General features: G+C 71.5%; 13 protein-coding genes. 7 read left to right on the forward strand and 6 right to left on the reverse strand.

Annotation, left to right across the window (positions count from 1 at the left end; translation table 11 throughout):
- Positions 1 to 3: 3 nt before the first annotated feature.
- The 5 genes from AQI70_RS02410 to AQI70_RS02430 all read right to left on the reverse strand — a co-directional run bounded on the left by AQI70_RS02410 (position 4) and on the right by AQI70_RS02430 (position 6,696).
- Positions 4 to 828, reverse strand: coding sequence for an endo alpha-1,4 polygalactosaminidase (locus AQI70_RS02410; RefSeq protein ID WP_107116890.1), 825 nt, complete (start codon positions 826 to 828; stop codon positions 4 to 6).
- On the reverse strand, positions 789 to 1,439 hold the full coding sequence (locus tag AQI70_RS02415; RefSeq protein ID WP_062143354.1) for a spherulation-specific family 4 protein: 651 nt from the start codon (positions 1,437 to 1,439) through the stop codon (positions 789 to 791). The genes AQI70_RS02410 and AQI70_RS02415 overlap by 40 nt, the downstream gene beginning before the upstream one ends.
- Positions 1,436 to 3,004 carry a hypothetical protein gene (locus tag AQI70_RS02420; RefSeq protein WP_062143356.1) on the reverse strand — a complete coding sequence of 523 codons (1,569 nt, stop codon included), beginning with the start codon at positions 3,002 to 3,004 and terminating at the stop codon, positions 1,436 to 1,438. Before AQI70_RS02420 ends, AQI70_RS02415 begins: the two co-directional genes overlap by 4 nt.
- Entirely contained in the window at positions 3,001 to 4,524 is a 1,524-nt protein-coding gene (gene pelF / locus AQI70_RS02425) for a GT4 family glycosyltransferase PelF (RefSeq protein WP_062143359.1), read from the reverse strand. The genes AQI70_RS02420 and pelF overlap by 4 nt, the downstream gene beginning before the upstream one ends.
- 135 nt (positions 4,525 to 4,659) lie before the next feature.
- The gene (locus AQI70_RS02430; protein ID WP_062143362.1) at positions 4,660 to 6,696 is read right to left on the reverse strand and encodes a hypothetical protein; all 2,037 of its coding nucleotides are present in this window, start codon (positions 6,694 to 6,696) and stop codon (positions 4,660 to 4,662) included.
- A gap of 62 nt (positions 6,697 to 6,758) precedes the next feature.
- Between AQI70_RS02430 and AQI70_RS40575 the strand changes: the two genes are divergently transcribed.
- From AQI70_RS40575 to sucB, 4 genes are all read left to right on the forward strand, one after another.
- Positions 6,759 to 6,884, forward strand: coding sequence for a hypothetical protein (locus AQI70_RS40575; protein ID WP_279616740.1), 126 nt, complete (start codon positions 6,759 to 6,761; stop codon positions 6,882 to 6,884).
- 165 nt (positions 6,885 to 7,049) lie between these two features.
- Positions 7,050 to 8,600, forward strand: coding sequence for a leucyl aminopeptidase (locus tag AQI70_RS02435; protein WP_062143365.1), 1,551 nt, complete (start codon positions 7,050 to 7,052; stop codon positions 8,598 to 8,600).
- Between the two features lie 370 nt (positions 8,601 to 8,970).
- On the forward strand, positions 8,971 to 10,359 hold the full coding sequence (gene lpdA / locus AQI70_RS02440) for a dihydrolipoyl dehydrogenase (RefSeq protein WP_062143368.1): 1,389 nt from the start codon (positions 8,971 to 8,973) through the stop codon (positions 10,357 to 10,359).
- Between the two features lie 63 nt (positions 10,360 to 10,422).
- Positions 10,423 to 12,234, forward strand: a complete 1,812-nt coding sequence (sucB, locus tag AQI70_RS02445; protein ID WP_062143374.1) for a 2-oxoglutarate dehydrogenase, E2 component, dihydrolipoamide succinyltransferase — start codon at positions 10,423 to 10,425, stop codon at positions 12,232 to 12,234.
- A 73-nt stretch (positions 12,235 to 12,307) separates the two neighbouring features.
- On the opposite strand, the gene AQI70_RS02450 is transcribed toward sucB, so the two are convergent.
- A complete protein-coding gene (locus AQI70_RS02450) occupies positions 12,308 to 12,979 on the reverse strand; it encodes a hypothetical protein (RefSeq protein WP_062143378.1) in 672 nt (223 codons plus the stop codon).
- 236 nt (positions 12,980 to 13,215) lie between these two features.
- Here AQI70_RS02450 and AQI70_RS02455 point away from each other — a divergent pair, with 236 nt between their 5' ends.
- The 3 genes from AQI70_RS02455 (at position 13,216) to aceE (ending at position 17,368) form a co-directional block, all read left to right on the forward strand.
- Positions 13,216 to 13,848 (forward strand): GntR family transcriptional regulator, encoded by a 633-nt coding sequence (locus AQI70_RS02455; protein WP_062143381.1) that lies wholly within the window; start codon positions 13,216 to 13,218, stop codon positions 13,846 to 13,848.
- Between the two features lie 96 nt (positions 13,849 to 13,944).
- On the forward strand, positions 13,945 to 14,343 hold the full coding sequence (locus AQI70_RS02460) for a hypothetical protein (RefSeq protein ID WP_159042601.1): 399 nt from the start codon (positions 13,945 to 13,947) through the stop codon (positions 14,341 to 14,343).
- Positions 14,344 to 14,665: 322 nt separating this feature from the next.
- Entirely contained in the window at positions 14,666 to 17,368 is a 2,703-nt protein-coding gene (aceE, locus tag AQI70_RS02465; RefSeq protein ID WP_062143388.1) for a pyruvate dehydrogenase (acetyl-transferring), homodimeric type, read from the forward strand.
- Positions 17,369 to 17,401 lie beyond the last annotated feature (33 nt).

The following is a 17,401-nucleotide window of genomic DNA, read 5'->3' on the forward strand; positions in this document are numbered from 1 at the left end:
CGCTCAGCAGGCCCGGCGCCATGCCCCCAGCTCGTACTTCTTCAGCATCGAACTCAGCCTCAGGCGGCGGGACTCGGCGCAGAAGCGGCGCGTCGGCAGCTCGTACTCGACGTGGAAGACCGCCTTGCCCGCCTTCACGAAGGGGCTCAGCGCCGCGCACTCCCCGTACTGCGCACACTGCTCGTTCACCGCGAAGTCGAAGTCGCCGACCAGCTCCGGGATCTGGTCCAGGTCGTTCTTCAGGCCCACCGCCAGGCCCCGCTCGTGGGCCAGCCGCGCGATCAGGCGGTTGTAGCGGAGCTGGTCACGGGCGGTCAGGGGGAAGCCCGTGCGGTTCTGGTAGCCGTCCATGTTGTCGGGCTCCACCGCGTCGAAGCCCTTGTCGCGGCACATGTCCAGGCGGGCCGCCATCAGGGGTTCCAGGACGTCGGTACGGCGGATGTCGAGCCAGCGCTCGCCCTCCCAGCCGTTGCCCCGGCCCAGCACCGACCTGGGGAACTTCGCGGCGTCGGGGCGCCAGTCCTCCCAGGCGCCGGTGGAGAGGTAGCAGATGACCTTGCGGCCCTCGCGGTGCAGTGCGGCGACGGCCTTCGCGGACTGGTCGAAGCCGTCGATGTCGTACACCGGCACGTCGACCGAGGTGTCCAGGCGGCCCCTCAGCTGCCACTGCCAGGCCGTGCCGGGGCGCGGCTGCCAGCGGGGGCCGTCCGGCCGGCCCTCGGTGCCGTCGGGGGCCGTCGTGCAGCCCGCGAGCAGGAGAAGCAGCACGGCCGGAGCGATGAGGCGTCTCACCGAGCGGGCTCCAGGGTGTGCGGCAACGTACCCCATGGATGATCGCCCATGCCCGGCACCGCGCAGTGGACGGTGGCCCCGCGGGCGCGGGCCAGTGCCGCCGGGTCGGCGTCGGCCGGCACGCCGTACACCAGGTGGCACAGGCGCACTCCGGTGCCGCCGGGCCACTGCTGCGGGCCGAGCCGGGTGTACGACGCCCAGGTGCCCTCGAAGGTGACCAGGACGTCCGCGATCCTGGCGTACGACGGGTGCGGTGCCGTGCCGTGGTTCAGGGCGAGCGTGCCGCAGCCGGTGCCCCAGGCCGCCGTCGCGAGCCGCTGGTAGTACCGGAACTCCTCGCGGCCCGCGGCGACCTGGTCGAGGAAGACGCCGTCCGTGCCGTACCAGTCGCGGTGTCGGGCGAGGTCCCGGACGACCTCGGCGTGCGGTCTGCGGCCGTAGTCGGTGTCGGTGTAGCCGAGCACCCGGACGTCCACCGCCCGCAGCCGGGCGGCGACCTCGGCGAACGCCGGGTCGGGCGTCTCGCCGGGGCCGCTGGCCGGGTTCAGGACGACCCCGTAGAGGCGGGGCGCCGCCGCGATGATCGCGTCCCATTCGGCGGGGCGGACGGACGGGTGCTCGTAGTACGGGATCAGCAGTTCGCTCATCGGTGGGCGGTCGCTCTCCCCAACAGGGCGCAGACCAGGGCGGCCTGGGCCACCGCCGCCGTCCCGTGGACGATCAGACCGATCCAGTGCGGGCTGCCGGCGTGCGCCACCACGGCCGCCGTCTGGGCGAGGGCCGCCGCGCAGCAGATCACCGCGGCGCTGAGCACCGCGCCGAAGGACTGGAGCAGCAGGCCCGTCCACAGGACCACGCCGAGCAGGAGCAGACCGGCCAGGCGTACGCCCGCGATGCCGGGGGCGTGCGGCCACAGCGCCGAGGTGACGAGGCTGAGGGCGAGCAGGGCGACCAGGTAGCCGGAGAGGCACTCCACGACCGTGCTCACCGTCGTCCGCCAGAACGCCTTCGGTGTGCTGCTGGAGCGCAGGCCCGCCAGGCTGCCGCTGCGGAAGCGGTACAGCAGCCATTCGGCGGGGCCCATGCTGAGGGTGAGGGCGACGGCGGCGGGTGCGGCGACCGCGCCGGTCCCCTCGTCGGCCAGGGCGTCGCCGAGGGCCGCGTACAGCACGAGCACGCCGCTGCCCAGGCCGAACAGGGCGTATGGGAGGGAGCCGGTGAGGCCGGGGGCGATGGGGGCACCTCCCTGCTCGAGCGAAGCCGAGAGCTTGGGGGAGCGCCGGGCCTTGGGCGCGGTGCCGTAGGAGCCGAAGGGCAGCAGGGCGGTGAGGCCGGCGGTCCAGCTGCCTTCGCCCGACTCCTTTATCGCGGGCGCCACTTCGAGGAGGGCGAGCACCGCCACCGCGAGCAGCGAGGCCGGCAGCAGCGTGAGTCTCGCGAGCTCGGGGAGGGGGTGCGCCAGGGCGAACACGGCTGCCGCCGCCATCGGCAGCAGGGCCGCCAGCAGGGCCCGCTCACGGCCCATGACCAGCAGGACCGTGGCCGCGCCGAGATAGCAGGACTGCCCGGCGGCGAAGGCGACCGCCGCCGGGTCGGCCGTGGCCGCCGTACCCGCCACGACCAGGGCGACCAGGGCGCCGAGCAGCGCGCCGGCCGGGGCGCCGAGCAGCAGTGAGCGGCGGGCGGCACCGCGGTCGCCCAGGCCGAGCCAGGAGTACGCCCGATGGGCGAGGCCCTGGTTCCAGGTCCAGCCGACCAGGGCGCCGGCCAGCAGCGGGACCGTGCCCGCGGGGAGGCCGAAGTCATCCTCCGAGCCCGCGAGCAGGGGTGCGCCGAGGACGTAGCCGAGGCCGGGGAGGGCGAAGACGACGCCGCGCAGGAGGCAGCCGAGCAGGCCCACCTGCCAGGGGTCGTGGACCGGGCCGTCCGGCTCCGGGTAGCGGCGCTCGACCCGCTCGTAGAGCTCCTCGGCGAGGGCGAAGGAGTTCTTGAAGCCGTAGCGCTCGCGTATCTGGTCGTCCGACAGGCCGTCGGACTCCAGCAGCGCGGCGATCTCGTCGGGGTGGACGGCGGCGGCTATGAAGTCGTCGAGGCGTTCGGCGAGTTCGTCGAGGGGGTCGGGCTGTGCCCAGCTGGGTGCGATGCGCTGGCGCGGGATCGCGGGCAGGGCGTCGGGGTGGGAGCCGGGCGGCATCCAGAGGCTTCCGCTCACCAGCCGGCCCCGTCCGTCGCGACCTTCTGGTACCAGGGGTCCCGCAGTTCGAGGGTCCAGTCGGCGACCGTCTCCAACGTCGGCTCGTACACCTCGGCGCTGCCCGCGAGCTCCTGATAAATCGTCCGGAAATTGTCCACGGAGCGGCGGAGTGTGAACCGGTCGATCACCCGCTGGCGGGACAATTCACCCAGTTTCCGGCGCCGCTCGTCGTCGCGGAGCAGGGTGAGCGCGGCCGCCGCCATCTTCTCCGGCTCGCGCGGCGGGACCACCAGGCCGGTCTCGCCGACGGCCTCGCGCACTCCCCCGACGTCCGTCGAGACGGTCGTACGGCCGCAGGACATGGCCTCGATGATGGAGAACGGGAAGCCCTCGGAGATGGACGACAGCATGACGACGTGGCCGGCGGCATAGGCGCGCCACACCTCGCTGATCCGGCCCTCGAAGGTCAGGCCGTCCCGCACGCCCAGCTCGGCGGCGAGCTTCTCCAGCTTGGTGCGGTAGGCCTCGCCGCCGGGCGGTACGGGGCCGAACAGGCGCAGCCGGGTCTCCGGGAGCTCGGCGCGGACCATGGCGTAGGCCCGCAGCAGGGTCTCCAGGTCCTTGATGGGGTCCACGCGGCCGCACCAGGTGAGGGTGGGGACCTCGGGCTCGGGGCCGGCGTGCGGGAAGGCGTGCGGGTCGACGCCGTTGTAGACGGTGCGGATCTTGTCGGCGTCGGCGCCGCCGCGCTCCTCCCAGCGGCGGTTGTACTGGTTGCACGGTGTGATCAGGTCGGCCGTGCGGTAACCGTGTGAATTCAGTTCACGGTAGAAGCCGAGCATGAACGCCTTCACGGGCCAGCGCTGGGCATCGCTGCGGTAACCGAGATAGCGCTCGCGCAGATAGATGCCGTGCTCGGTGAGGAGGAAGGGCACGCCGTCCAGCTCGCGGGCGGCGAGGGCCGGCAGGGTCGCGAGGCCGCTGCTGACGGCATGGGCCACGGAGTCCTCGGGGATGCGGAACCCGAGGGGGCGCAGAGCGTGCTCCAGCAGGTCCGTCGCGGTCAGCGCGTCATGGACGGTGGGGCGGGCGGCCGCGGTCGGCAGATGCGGCATCGTCCAGATCCACATCAGCGACCGCAGCGCCGACTCGGTGCGCAGCGCAGCCGAAAGGCGCCCGTCGCGGGCCAGTTCGGCCAGCTCGTACAGGGCCTCCCCGAAGTCGCACCGCGCCTCCGGGTCGAGGAAGGAGAGCAGGAAACGCTCGTAGGAGTCGGTGAAACGGCGACGGGCCCGGCCGTACGGCGCGCGCGCCCGCCCCGGACGCGGACCCCAGGTCGGTACGGAGGTGTGCCGGTAGACGTTCGGCGGCAGCTCCCAGGTCACGGGTTCGCGGCCGGTTCCGGTGAGCGACACGACGTGGAAGTCGACCTCCGGCATGCCCTTGACGAGCTGGTCGCACCAGGTGCTGACTCCGCCGTGGACATGCGGATAGGTGCCTTCGGTGAGCATGGTGACATGACGGCCGGTGCGCATCATGTGAGTTCCCCCCTGTGACTGTGTTCTCCGGGGGACGCCCCCGGGCCCCCGAAAGGTGGTGCTGTGGCTCGGAAGCACACCCCGGCCGGTCGGTCATGAGGTGACCGGGGTGCACTCTGCTCCGGCGGCGCCGCGCTACGACGGCAGGTTCAGCTTGAGAGCGGTCTGCAGCAGCTCGGGCGTGGTCCAGCCCGAGCGCTCTCCCGCGTACGGCGTCCCGAACGCGGTGGTGCCGATGAAGAGTTGCCTGGTGGTCCCTTCCGGTGCGGTCACCGGGATCTGCGTCCCGGACGGTGCGGTGACGGTGACGGTGTCGCCGACGCGGTACGCCGTGACGGAGCCGTTCGCGAGGGCGCTCTGCCAGGCGGCGCGGCGCTGCAGCTCGGTGCCGATGGCGCGCTGCGCGAGGTTCTGCACCGGGGTGTTGTCGGCGAAGAGGGCCTGGTAGTCGGCGAGCACCTGCTCCAGGACCGGGTACAGCGTCCGGTCCTCGGCCAGGTTGGACTGGTGGGCGTAGTGCGGACGCGGATCGCCCGAGACGACGTGCCCGAGGGCGGTACGGGCCTCCTGCGGGACGATGTGGGAGTCGTACCCGGTGGCCGGGTCCAGCGGGTCGGCCAGACAGGTGGCGGCGGGGTTGGTCTCGCAGACGCCGCTGCCGCCGTCGGCCTCGGAGGTGTAGATCCAGTTGTACTCGTCGACCATCTCCTCCTCGGTGCCCACGTTGTAGTACACGTTCATCGGGTGCCGGGGCACGGTCAGCGCGGCGCCGACCGAACGCTGCCGGGGCTCACGGGAGTTGTCCGAGGCGATCCACTTGACGCCGTTGTCGGCGAGGGCGCCGGCGAGGCCGGGGTTGTCGTCGGGCTGCTGCGGCAGGGTCCTCAGACCCGAGTGCTCGCCGGTGACGAGCTCGGTGCGGTCGAGCGGGAGGCCCTTGGTGACGCCCCAGTTGTGGTTGTTCCTGATTTGCGCCGCGATGTCGGAGCGGCTCATGTACCGCGTCGAGCCGTCGGCGTTCTCGGCGCAGCTCCACGGGACGGTCGAGGTGTCCTGGACGCAGCCGAGGAACGGGTGCGTGTAGGTGTGGTTGATCCAGCGGTACTCGGCCTTGTCGGCGAGCAGCTGGTCGGTGAGCGGATCGGTGCCGCCGTGCTCGCTCTTCCACGCCTCGCCGGAGCCGGCGTTGTAGACCATGTCCAGCGTGAAGCCGTGCTCCCGCTGCCACTGCGCGGCGTGCACCGCGTCCTCGGCCGTCATACGGATCGGCGTGGTCCCCTCGCCGTCACCGCCCACGCAGTCGAAGTCGCCGGGCGTGCAGTTGCGCTCGGTGTCCCAGCGGCTGTCGGGCGCGAGGATGTCGTCGACGTGCACCGCGAAATAGTTGCGCGACTGACCGAGGTGCACGCCCTGTGTCAGCCATTCGACGATGCCCCGGGCAAGCACCCGGAACTGCTGCTGGTGCTCGTTGTAGGCGAAGGTCACCACGAGCTCGCGGCGCCCGTCGTGGCGGTACTCGCCGATCAGGCTGCCGCGCCCGGACCCGGCGGGCACGGGAAGGTCGACATAGCTGGTGAAGCCGGTGCGGGGCCTGGCGACATAGCCGTAACTCTCCTGTACGGCGCCATCGTTGTCCTCGAAGGTGAAGGCGCCGTCGAGATAGCCGAAGTACCCCGCCCTGCCCGCGTCCGTGACGGCCGCCGCACGCCCGTCGAGGGTGCCGGCCCAGCCGCCCTCGCTGGTGTAGTCGAGGCCGACGCCCGGGTGGGCCCAGGTGTAGGCGTCGACCTGCGGGATGCCGTAGGTCCGCTCGTAGCTCTCCAGCGCGCCCTGCTCGGCGGAACCCGCGCCGAAGGGCGTCTCGTTGGGCAGGACGACGCCCTGGAACTTGGCCCGGGGCCTGCCGTTCACCGTGTCGCTGAGGAACGCCTCCGTGATGGTCGGGCGGTTCGCGTCGGTCAGGTCGACGGTGGTGTACGGGATGCCGGTGCTCTTCAGCTGGGCGGCGATGGCCCGGACGGGGCTGTCGCCGTTGTCCACGACCAGCACCCTGAGATCGATGCGCGGTTGCTCCGCGGCCGCGGCGTCGGGTACCCGCTGCCCCAGCACCAGCAGACCGGCGGCCGCCACCGCGGCGGCCGTGTTTCTCCATCTGTGCGCGCTCAGCGCCATTGAATGTCCCTTCCCCCCAGAAGATCCCCTGCTGCCTCACATGGCGAATCCGAGGAGGACCTGTGGAAATCATGCAAAGCGGCAAGCCGTTGACTCATCCGAACCAGACGAGTGTGACTCAGCTCACCGAGGGCGAGGATCAAGAAATGGCCCCGACGCCACCGACAGGTGAACGCCCGGAGGAATGAGCGAACGCTCACACGAGCGTAGGCTCGTCCCGAGTGTTCGCCGTACCGGGGAAGGCCCCGCTGATACCGCACCCATAGGTCGGAACTAGGGTCGGCCGACGGGCCCGGTCGACCCACACCATTCGGCCATTCGCAACTTCACATCGGAAGCGAGAATTCACCACCGTGACTGCTCTCACTCTCAGCACCGCCGCGGCGCCCGGCCTGCGCGCCGACGCGATCGTGATCGGTGTCGCCAAGGGCGCTGGTTCCAAGGCCGCCGGGGGCCTGGTCGTCGCACCGGGCGCCGAGGCCGTGGACAAGGCGTACGACGGCAGGCTCGCCGGCGTCCTGGAGACCCTCGGTGCCTCCGGCGCCGAGGGCGAGGTGACGAAGCTCCCCGCACCCGCCGGCTTCAAGGCCCCGCTCGTGGTGGCGGTGGGCCTGGGCGCCGAGCCCGAGAAGGACGCCGACTACGACGGTGAGGCGCTGCGCAAGGCCGCCGGTGCCGCCGCCCGCGCCCTCGCCGGCGCCAAGAAGGCCGCCTTCGCCCTGCCGCTCACGGACGCCGCCGACGCCGGCGCGATCGCGGAGGGCGCACTGCTCGGGGCGTACTCGTTCGACGTCTACAAGGAGTCGAAGGGGAGCGGCGGCAACGCCAAGGCCAAGAACGGCAAGGCGCCGCTCGCCGAGGTCGCCGTGCTCGGCGGCAAGCCCCGCGACAAGGAGCACAAGGCGGCGATCGCGCGCGCCATCGCCGTCGCCGAGGAGCTCAACCGTGCCCGCGACCTGATCAACATGCCGCCGAACGACCTCAACCCGGCGTCGTTCGCCGCCGAGGCCCAGAACGTGGCCAAGCAGCACGGCATCAAGGTGCAGATCCTCGACGAGAAGGCCCTGGCCAAGGGCGGCTACGGCGGCATCCTGGGCGTCGGCGGCGGCTCGGCGGCGGCTCCGCGGCTGGTGAAGCTGACGTACACGCACTCCAAGGGGGCCAAGCACCTCGCCTTCGTCGGCAAGGGCATCACCTACGACTCGGGCGGCATCTCGCTGAAGCCGGCCGGTCACAACGAGACGATGAAGTGCGACATGAGCGGCGCGGCCGCCGTGTTCGCCGCCGTGGTCGCCGCCGCGCGGCTCGGACTGGAGGTGAACGTCACCGGCTGGCTGGCGCTCGCCGAGAACATGCCGTCGGGGACCGCCGTGCGCCCGGGCGACGTGCTGCGCATGTACAGCGGCAAGACCGTGGAGGTGCTCAACACCGACGCCGAGGGGCGGCTGGTGCTGGCCGACGCCCTGTGGGCGGCCTCCGAGGAGAAGCCGGACGCCATCGTGGACGTGGCGACGCTGACCGGGGCGATGGTCCTGGCGCTCGGCAACCGCACCTTCGGTGTGATGGCCAACGACGACGCGTTCCGCTCCGCGATCGTCGAGGCGGCCGAGGAGGTCGGCGAGGCGTCCTGGCCGATGCCGCTGCCGGAGCACCTGCGCAAGGGGATGGACTCGCCGACCGCCGACATCGCCAACATGGGTGAGCGCATGGGCGGTGGCCTGGTCGCCGGTCTCTTCCTGCGCGAGTTCGTCGGCGAGGGCATCACGTGGGCGCACCTCGACATCGCCGGGCCCGCGTTCAACGAGGGCGGGCCCTTCGGGTACACACCCAAGGGTGGTACGGGGTCCGGTGTGCGGACGCTGGTGCGGCTCGCTGAGCTGACCGCCTCCGGCGACCTGGGCTGAGGTCGGTTCTCGGCTGACGGGGCTTCGCGTGCGGGTAGGGCGAGGCCCCGTCGCCCCTTGGGTGGGTCCATTCCGTTATTGGGTGGGTCCATTCCGTTTGTCCGGCGGCTGCAGGTGGTCCGTGCTTGATCGCGCAGTCCCCGCGCCCCTCAACGGCACTGTCCCTCCGTCGGCCATGAGTGAACCTTGCACATATGAACGTGCTACGTCTCACACACCGGCCCGGCGTCTCGTCAAGCATCGACTAGTGCGAAGATGGGGCTCGGCAGGACAGGGCCCCACCGAAGGGCCGAAGAACGAGCGGCCGGACACCAGCCGCCTGTCGGTCAGTGAAGACCGGCGCACGGCGCACATGCATGGAGGACGTGACGTGGCGAACGACGCCAGCACCGTTTTCGACCTAGTGATCCTCGGCGGTGGTAGCGGTGGTTACGCCGCGGCCCTGCGCGGGGCGCAGCTGGGCCTGGACGTCGCCCTGATCGAGAAGGACAAGGTCGGCGGCACCTGCCTGCACCGGGGTTGCATCCCCACCAAGGCCCTGCTGCACGCGGGCGAGATCGCCGACCAGGCTCGCGAGAGCGCGCAGTTCGGCGTGAAGGCCACCTTCGAGGGCATCGACATCGCCGGGGTCCACAAGTACAAGGACGGCGTGATCGCCGGCCTGTACAAGGGCCTGCAGGGCCTCGTCGCCTCCCGCAAGGTGACGTACATCGAGGGTGAGGGCCGCCTGTCCTCCCCGACCTCCGTCGACGTGAACGGTCAGCGCATCCAGGGCCGCCACGTCCTGCTGGCGACCGGCTCCGTGCCGAAGTCGCTGCCGGGCCTGGAGATCGACGGCAACCGCATCATCTCCTCGGACCACGCCCTCGTCCTGGACCGCGTACCGAAGTCCGCGATCATCCTGGGCGGCGGCGTCATCGGCGTCGAGTTCGCCTCCGCCTGGAAGTCCTTCGGCGCCGACGTCACCGTCATCGAGGGCCTGAAGCACCTCGTCCCGGTCGAGGACGAGAACAGCTCGAAGCTTCTTGAGCGCGCCTTCCGCAAGCGCGGCATCAAGTTCAACCTGGGCACCTTCTTCCAGAAGGCCGAGTACACCCAGGACGGCGTCAAGGTCACCCTCGCCGACGGCAAGGAGTTCGAGGCCGAGGTGCTGCTGGTCGCCGTCGGCCGTGGCCCCGTCTCCGCCGGTCTCGGCTACGAGGAGCAGGGCGTCGCCATGGACCGCGGCTACGTCCTGGTCGACGAGTACATGCGCACCAACGTCCCGACCATCTCCGCCGTTGGTGACCTCGTCCCGACCCTCCAGCTCGCGCACGTCGGCTTCGCCGAGGGCATCCTGGTGGCGGAGCGTCTGGCCGGTCTGAAGACCGTCCCGATCGACTACGACGGTGTCCCCCGCGTGACGTACTGCCACCCGGAGGTCGCTTCCGTCGGTATCACCGAGGCCAAGGCCAAGGAGATCTACGGCGCGGACAAGGTCGTCGCTCTGAAGTACAACCTGGCCGGCAACGGCAAGAGCAAGATCCTCAACACCGCGGGCGAGATCAAGCTCGTCCAGGTGAAGGACGGTGCGGTGGTCGGCGTCCACATGGTCGGCGACCGCATGGGCGAGCAGGTCGGCGAGGCTCAGCTGATCTACAACTGGGAGGCGCTGCCCGCCGAGGTCGCCCAGCTCGTCCACGCCCACCCGACGCAGAACGAGGCGCTCGGCGAGGCCCACCTGGCCCTGGCCGGCAAGCCGCTCCACGCGCACGACTGACCCCTCGGTCGACGAACGCGACGACACAGACTTCCGCACTTTCCGTAAGGAGCAACCGAAACCATGGCGGTTTCCGTAACCCTTCCGGCGCTCGGCGAGAGCGTCACCGAGGGCACTGTCACCCGCTGGCTGAAGGCCGAGGGTGAGCGCGTCGAGGCCGACGAGCCGCTGCTCGAGGTCTCCACCGACAAGGTCGACACCGAGATCCCCTCCCCCGCCGCCGGTGTCCTGGCCTCCATCAAGGTCGCCGAGGACGAGACGGTCGAGGTCGGCGCCGAGCTGGCCGTGATCGACGACGGCACCGGTGCCCCGGCCGCCGCCCCGGCTCCGGCCGCCGAGGAGGTCGCCCCGCCGGCTCCCGAGCCGGCCCCGGCCGCCCAGCCCTCCACCGAGCAGGCCGCCCCCGCTCCGGCCCCGACCGCCGAGGCCGCCGCCGGCGCCGGTACGGCCGAGGGCACCGACGTGGTCCTGCCCGCGCTCGGCGAGTCCGTCACCGAGGGCACCGTCACCCGCTGGCTGAAGTCGGTCGGTGACAGCGTCGAGGCCGACGAGCCGCTGCTGGAGGTGTCGACGGACAAGGTCGACACCGAGATCCCGGCGCCCACCTCCGGCACGCTGCTGGAGATCGTGGTCGGCGAGGACGAGACGGCCGAGGTCGGCGCCAAGCTGGCCGTCATCGGCGTCGCGGGTGCCGCTCCGGCGGCTGCCCCGGCCCCGGCTCCGGCCCCCGCCGCCGCTGCCCCGGCTCCGGCCGCCCCGGCCGCGCCCGCGGCTCCGGCCGCTCCGGCGCCCGCCCCCGCCGCTCCGGCCGCGCCCGCCCCCGCCGCTCCGGCCGCGCCCGCCGCTGCCGCCCCGGCGGCTCCGGCTCCCGCGCCGGCCGCCCCGGCCCCGGCCCCGGTCATCCCGGCTCCGGCCGCTCCGGCCGCCGCCAAGCCGACCGACGAGGGCGCCTACGTCACCCCGCTGGTGCGCAAGCTCGCCGCCGAGAACGGCGTCGACCTGGCCACCGTCAAGGGCACCGGCGTCGGCGGCCGTATCCGCAAGCAGGACGTCGTCGCCGCCGCCGAGGCCGCGAAGGCCGCCGCCGCCGCTCCGGCCCCCGCCGCCGCCGCTCCGGCCGCCGCGAAGAAGGCCCCGGCGCTGGAGGTCTCCCCGCTGCGCGGCCAGACCGTCAAGATGCCGCGCATCCGCAAGGTCATCGGCGACAACATGGTCAAGGCCCTGCACGAGCAGGCCCAGCTGTCCTCGGTCGTCGAGGTCGACGTGACCCGCCTGATGCGGCTGCGCGCACAGGCCAAGGACTCGTTCGCGGCACGCGAGGGCGTCAAGCTCTCCCCGATGCCGTTCTTCGTCAAGGCCGCCGCCCAGGCGCTGAAGGCCCACCCGGTCATCAACGCCAAGATCAACGAGGCCGAGGGCACGATCACCTACTTCGACTCCGAGAACATCGGGATCGCGGTGGACTCCGAGAAGGGCCTGATGACCCCGGTCATCAAGAACGCCGGCGACCTCAACATCGCCGGGATCGCCAAGGCCACGGCGGAGCTGGCCGGCAAGGTCCGCGCCAACAAGATCACGCCCGACGAGCTGTCCGGCGCGACCTTCACCGTCTCCAACACCGGTTCGCGCGGGGCGCTCTTCGACACGATCATCGTGCCGCCGGGCCAGGTCGCGATCCTCGGCATCGGTGCCACGGTCAAGCGCCCGGCCGTCATCGAGACGGAGGAGGGCACGGTCATCGGCGTCCGCGACATGACGTACCTGACCCTGTCCTACGACCACCGCCTGGTGGACGGCGCCGACGCGGCCCGTTACCTGACGGCGGTCAAGGCGATCCTGGAGGCGGGCGAGTTCGAGGTCGAGCTCGGGCTGTAACCCCCAGGGTCTGTACGGCTGTACGGTGCCCCCGTCCGGAGCCTGCGGGCTTCCGGGCGGGGGCACCGGCATGTCACCGCGGCGTCAGCCGCCTGTCCGGCCACCCCACCAGCGACTCCACCCACACGTTCGGGACCGCCGGCTCGGCCGCGGGCGTCAGCCGCCGCGTCCGGTACGCCTTGAGCACGTCGTACGTGGCGTCCGGACAGTCCCGCGAGGTGAGCTCCCCGGTCTTCGGGTCGACGCCGACCAGGAAGCCGCGCGCCTCGACGGTACGGATCATGCGGCGGGCGGCCGTCACGTCGCTGGTCGAGGAGGGGGTGCAGCGGTAACGGCGGTAGGGGTGGGCGGAGCGGCCCGGGTAGTGGGCGTCGCGGGACATGTCGCTGAGCATGCGGGCGTACGAGCCCTCCGCGTGCCAGGCTCCGATGTCGCCGCCGGGCGGGGTGTACAGCCTGCCGCTCGGGTTCTCGACCGCCCCGTACACCCACGTGCGGGTGCCGGTGACCTGGAAGCCCCAGCCGACGTGGCCGAACCGCTGCGCCCCGTCGGGCTTCACGAAGACGCAGGCCGCGCCGGACCGGCCCGCCGCCGCGGCCATGCCCCTGATCTCCTCCGAGGCGCCGGCCCGCGTCTTCGCCGCGCCGTCCGGGGCCTGTTGGCACCCCGTCATCGCCATGGCCGTACCGATCACGGCTCCCACGACCGCCGCGCGCAGCCGCGCGTGCTGTCCCCCGATGTCCATGCCGTCCCCCGGTCCTCAAGGGCGTCCCGGAGCGGGACCCCTCTGCCGACCGCGACACGGATCCGCTCCTGAAGGTTCCGGGACTTGACACAAGACGCCGGACTGGGAGCGTGTAAGCCTCGTCTCACCTGCAGGAAAGCGCCCCCGTGCGCCCCTCCGGGAGGGCCGTGCGGCTTTATTGTCATAGCGTCAAACGCCTCCGGGGCCGCTGAGCGGTCCCTCCTTAAGGAGCCCTCATGACCGCGCCCGTCGTCCACTCGCTGCGCGAACAGATCCGCGAGCACATCCTGGAAGGGATCATCAGCGGACGCTGGCAGCCGGGCGAGCGGATCGTGGAGCGCCGGATCGCGACCGAGCTGGAGGTGTCGCAGACTCCGGTGCGGGAGGCGTTGCGTGAGCTGGAGTCGCTGCGGCTGATCGAGTCGGCGCCCAACAAGGGCGTGCGGGTGCGCAGTCTGACGGCCGCCGACCTGGAGGAGAGCTACCCGGTCCGGGCCGGTCTGGAGGCGATCGCGGCGGAGCTGGCGGCGGAGAAGCTGGCGCTGGACTGCTCCGCCCTGGAGCCGCATGTCGCCGCCCTGTACGAGGCCGACCGCAAGTCCGACGGCACGGCCCAGGTGCGGCACACGGTCGCCTTCCACCGCGAGCTGGTGCGGGCGGCGGGCAACTCTGTGCTGCTGCACACCTGGGAGGGCCTGGGCATCGAGGTGTTCACGGCGCTGTCCATCCGGTGGCTGGGGACGGTGCAGCAGTCGTACGCGGAGGAGCACGAGGAGCTGGTGGCCGCGTTCCAGCGCCGGGACCCCCGGATCGCCGAGATCGTCAAGGCGCATGTGCTGGGCTGCGCGCCGCGGCACGAAGGCGAATAGCGAATTGCCGGTTCTGGGCGGGTTTATCCCCGTTCATGAATGGAAGGCGGCTGGAAGGACCCACCACCCAGCACTTTCCAGCAGGGGATGACGGCGATGAGTTCCGCCAAGTCACACAAGCAGCAAGCACAGCAGCCCGCCCCACCGCAGACCGAGCAGACCGAGGAGAAGCGGACCGGCGGCAAGGTGGTGCACCTCCACACCGCGCACCCCCGCGTTCCCATCCCCTATGTGACACCGGGCGACATGTTCACCACCAACGCCCGCAAGGTCACGTCCACGGCCACGGCCCTGCTCCCGCCGCCCCGCCGACTGGCCCTCTACGGCGTCCTCGGCGGCATGAGCGTCGCCGGAGCCATCGCCTGGCCGGTCGCCGTGGCCGTGGGCGCCGCCACCGAGGTGATCAGCCGCGAGCAGGCCGCACGGCATCGCGAGGACCATGAGCGCATGGAGCGGGGACGCACCGAGCAGGAACGCACCGAGCGCGCGTCCTGAACGCACGAAGCGCGCATCCTGAACGCACCGACCGTCCGTCCGGCCGCCCAAGCTAGCCGGGCGGACCTCAGGTGAGCAGGGAAAACGCGGCACCGCGTGCCGGATTGCCCGGCACCGGATGCCAATTTCTCGATACCGAGGGTTTTTAGCCGTCAGACCTTTGATCGATCATCGATCAGGGAGTTACAGTCGCCGACGGGCCCACGCGGCACAGCCGCAAGGTGTTACAGCACCCAAGCCCAGCCCTGTCCTGCCAAAGACCAAGGGCACCCCCGAACCCTTACCGATGAGGGAACCCCCTTCGACTGAGGAAGGCGGCGACATGACCGACCCCAACGCCATCCAGCCGAGCGAGCTCGACCAGCTCCCGGACCGCGACCCCGAGGAGACCGCCGAATGGCAGGCCTCGCTGGACGCGGTCGCCAAGGCTGCCGGCCCGCACCGTGCCGCGTACCTGATGCGCCGCACGCTGGAGCGCGCGGAGGGCACCGGCATCGCGCTGCCCAAGCTCCTCGAGACCGACTACGTCAACACCATCCCCACCTCCGCCGAGCCGAGCGTGCCCGGTGACGAGGAGATGGAGCGCCGGATCACCGCGTGGAACCGCTGGAACGCGGCCGCGATGGTGACCCGCGGCTCGAAACACGGCGTCGGCGGCCACATCGCCACCTTCGCCTCCGCGGCCTGGCTCTACGAGACCGGCTTCAACCACTTCTTCAAGGGCAAGGAAGCCGACGGCTCCGGCGACCAGCTCTACATCCAGGGCCACGCCTCCCCCGGCATCTACGCCCGCGCCTTCCTCGACGGCCGCCTGAACGAGCAGCACCTGGACAACTTCCGCCAGGAAGCCGGCGGCAACGGTCTCCCGTCGTATCCGCACCCGCGCCGCCTGCCCTGGCTGTGGGAGTTCCCGACGGTGTCGATGGGCCTCGGCCCGCTGTCGGCCATCTACCAGGCCCGCTTCAACCGCTACCTCACCAACCGCGGCATCAAGGACGTCTCCGCCTCCCACGTCTGGGCCTTCCTCGGCGACGGCGAGATGGACGAGCCCGAGTCCACGGCGGCCCTCGCCCTGGCCTCCCGCGAGGGCCTGGACAACCTGACCTTCGTCATCAACTGCAACCTGCAGCGCCTCGACGGCCCGGTGCGCGCCAACTTCAAGATCGTGCAGGAGCTGGAGGCCCAGTTCCGCGGCGCCGGCTGGAACGTCGTCAAGACGCTGTGGGGCACCGCCTGGGACGAGCTGTTCGCCCTCGACACCACCGGCGCGCTGGTACGCCGCCTGCGCGAGGTACCTGACGCGCAGGTGCAGACGTACCAGACCCGGGACGCCGCCTACATCCGCCAGGACTTCTTCGGCAAGGACCCGGCGCTGGTCGAGATGGCGAAGCTGCTCAGCGACGACAAGATCCTTGAGTGCTTCCACCTCTCGCGCGGCGGTCACGAGGCGCGCAAGGTGTACGCGGCGTACAAGGCGGCCCTGGAGCACAAGGGCGCGCCGACCGTGATCCTCGCCCAGACCGTCAAGGGCTTCACGCTCGGTGAGGGCTTCGCGTCGAAGAACGCCAACCACCAGATGAAGAAGCTGACGGTGGACGAGTTCAAGGCGATGCGCGACCTGCTCGACCTGCCGATCAAGGACGGCGACTTCGTCGACGGGGTCGTCCCCTACGGCCACCCGGGCGCCGACTCCCCCGAGGTCCGCTACCTCCAGGAGCGCCGCGCCGCCCTCGGCGGCCCCGCCCCGGCCCGCCGCGTCCACCCGGTGGCGCCGCTGCCCGCCCCAGCCGAGAAGGCCTTCGCCTCCTTCGACAAGGGCTCCGGCTCCCAGAACGTGGCCACCACCATGGCCTTCGTCCGCCTCATCAAGGACCTGGTCCGCGACAAGGAGACGGGCAAGCGCTGGGTGCCGATCGTCCCGGACGAGGCGCGCACCTTCGGCATGGAGTCGCTGTTCCCCTCCCTCGGGATCTACTCCCCCAAGGGCCAGACGTACGAGCCGGTCGACCGCGACCAGCTGATGTACTACAAGGAGGCCAAGAACGGCCAGATCCTCAACGAGGGGATCACCGAGGCCGGTTCGATGGCCGACTTCATCGCCGCGTCGACCGCGTACTCCACGCACGGCGAAGCGATGATCCCGTTCTACATCTTCTACTCGATGTTCGGCTGGCAGCGCACGGCCGACCAGATGTGGCAGCTCGGCGACCAGCTCGGCCGCGGCTTCCTCATCGGCGCGACGGCCGGTCGTACGACGCTGACGGGCGAGGGCCTGCAGCACGCGGACGGTCACTCGCCGGTGATCGCGGCGACGAACCCCGCCGCGCTGACGTACGACCCGGCGTTCGCGTACGAGGTCGCGACGATCGTCAAGGACGGTCTGCGCCGTATGTACGGCGAGGCGGCGCCGGGTGAGGACCCGAACGTCTTCTACTACCTCACCGTCTACAACGAGCCGCTGCCCCAGCCCGCCAAGCCGCAGGGCCTCGGCATCGACGAGGGCATCGTCAAGGGCCTGTACCGCTTCAACACGGCGGAGTCGGCCGGTCTTTCGCCGGTGGCCAACGCCCCGCGGATCCAGCTGCTCGGCTCCGGTACGGCGATCCACTGGGTGCTGAAGGCGCAGAAGCTGCTCGCGCAGGAGTGGGGTGTCGCCGCCGACGTCTGGTCGGCGACGTCCTGGACGGAGCTGCGCCGGGACGCCCTGGAGGCGGACGCGGCCCTGCTGCGCGGCGAGGAGCGGGTGCCGTACGTTCGTCAGGCGCTCCAGGGGGCCGAGGGCCCGGTGCTGGCGGTGTCGGACTACATGCGCCAGGTCCCCGACCAGATCGCGCAGTGGGTCGAGCAGGACTACTCCTCGCTGGGCGCGGACGGCTTCGGCCTGTCCGACACCCGCGAGGCCGCCCGCCGCCACTTCGGCGTCGACGCCCAGTCGATCGTCGTCGCGGCCCTGGCCCAGCTCGCGAAGCGGGGCGAGGTCCAGGCGACGGCGGTGAAGGAGGCGCGGGAGAAGTACGGCCTGTAAGGGCTGACGTCCGGTGAAGGGGTACGGCGGCCG

The sequence above is a fragment of the Streptomyces curacoi genome (assembly GCF_001513975.1).
In the GTDB taxonomy this organism is placed as follows: domain Bacteria; phylum Actinomycetota; class Actinomycetes; order Streptomycetales; family Streptomycetaceae; genus Streptomyces; species Streptomyces curacoi.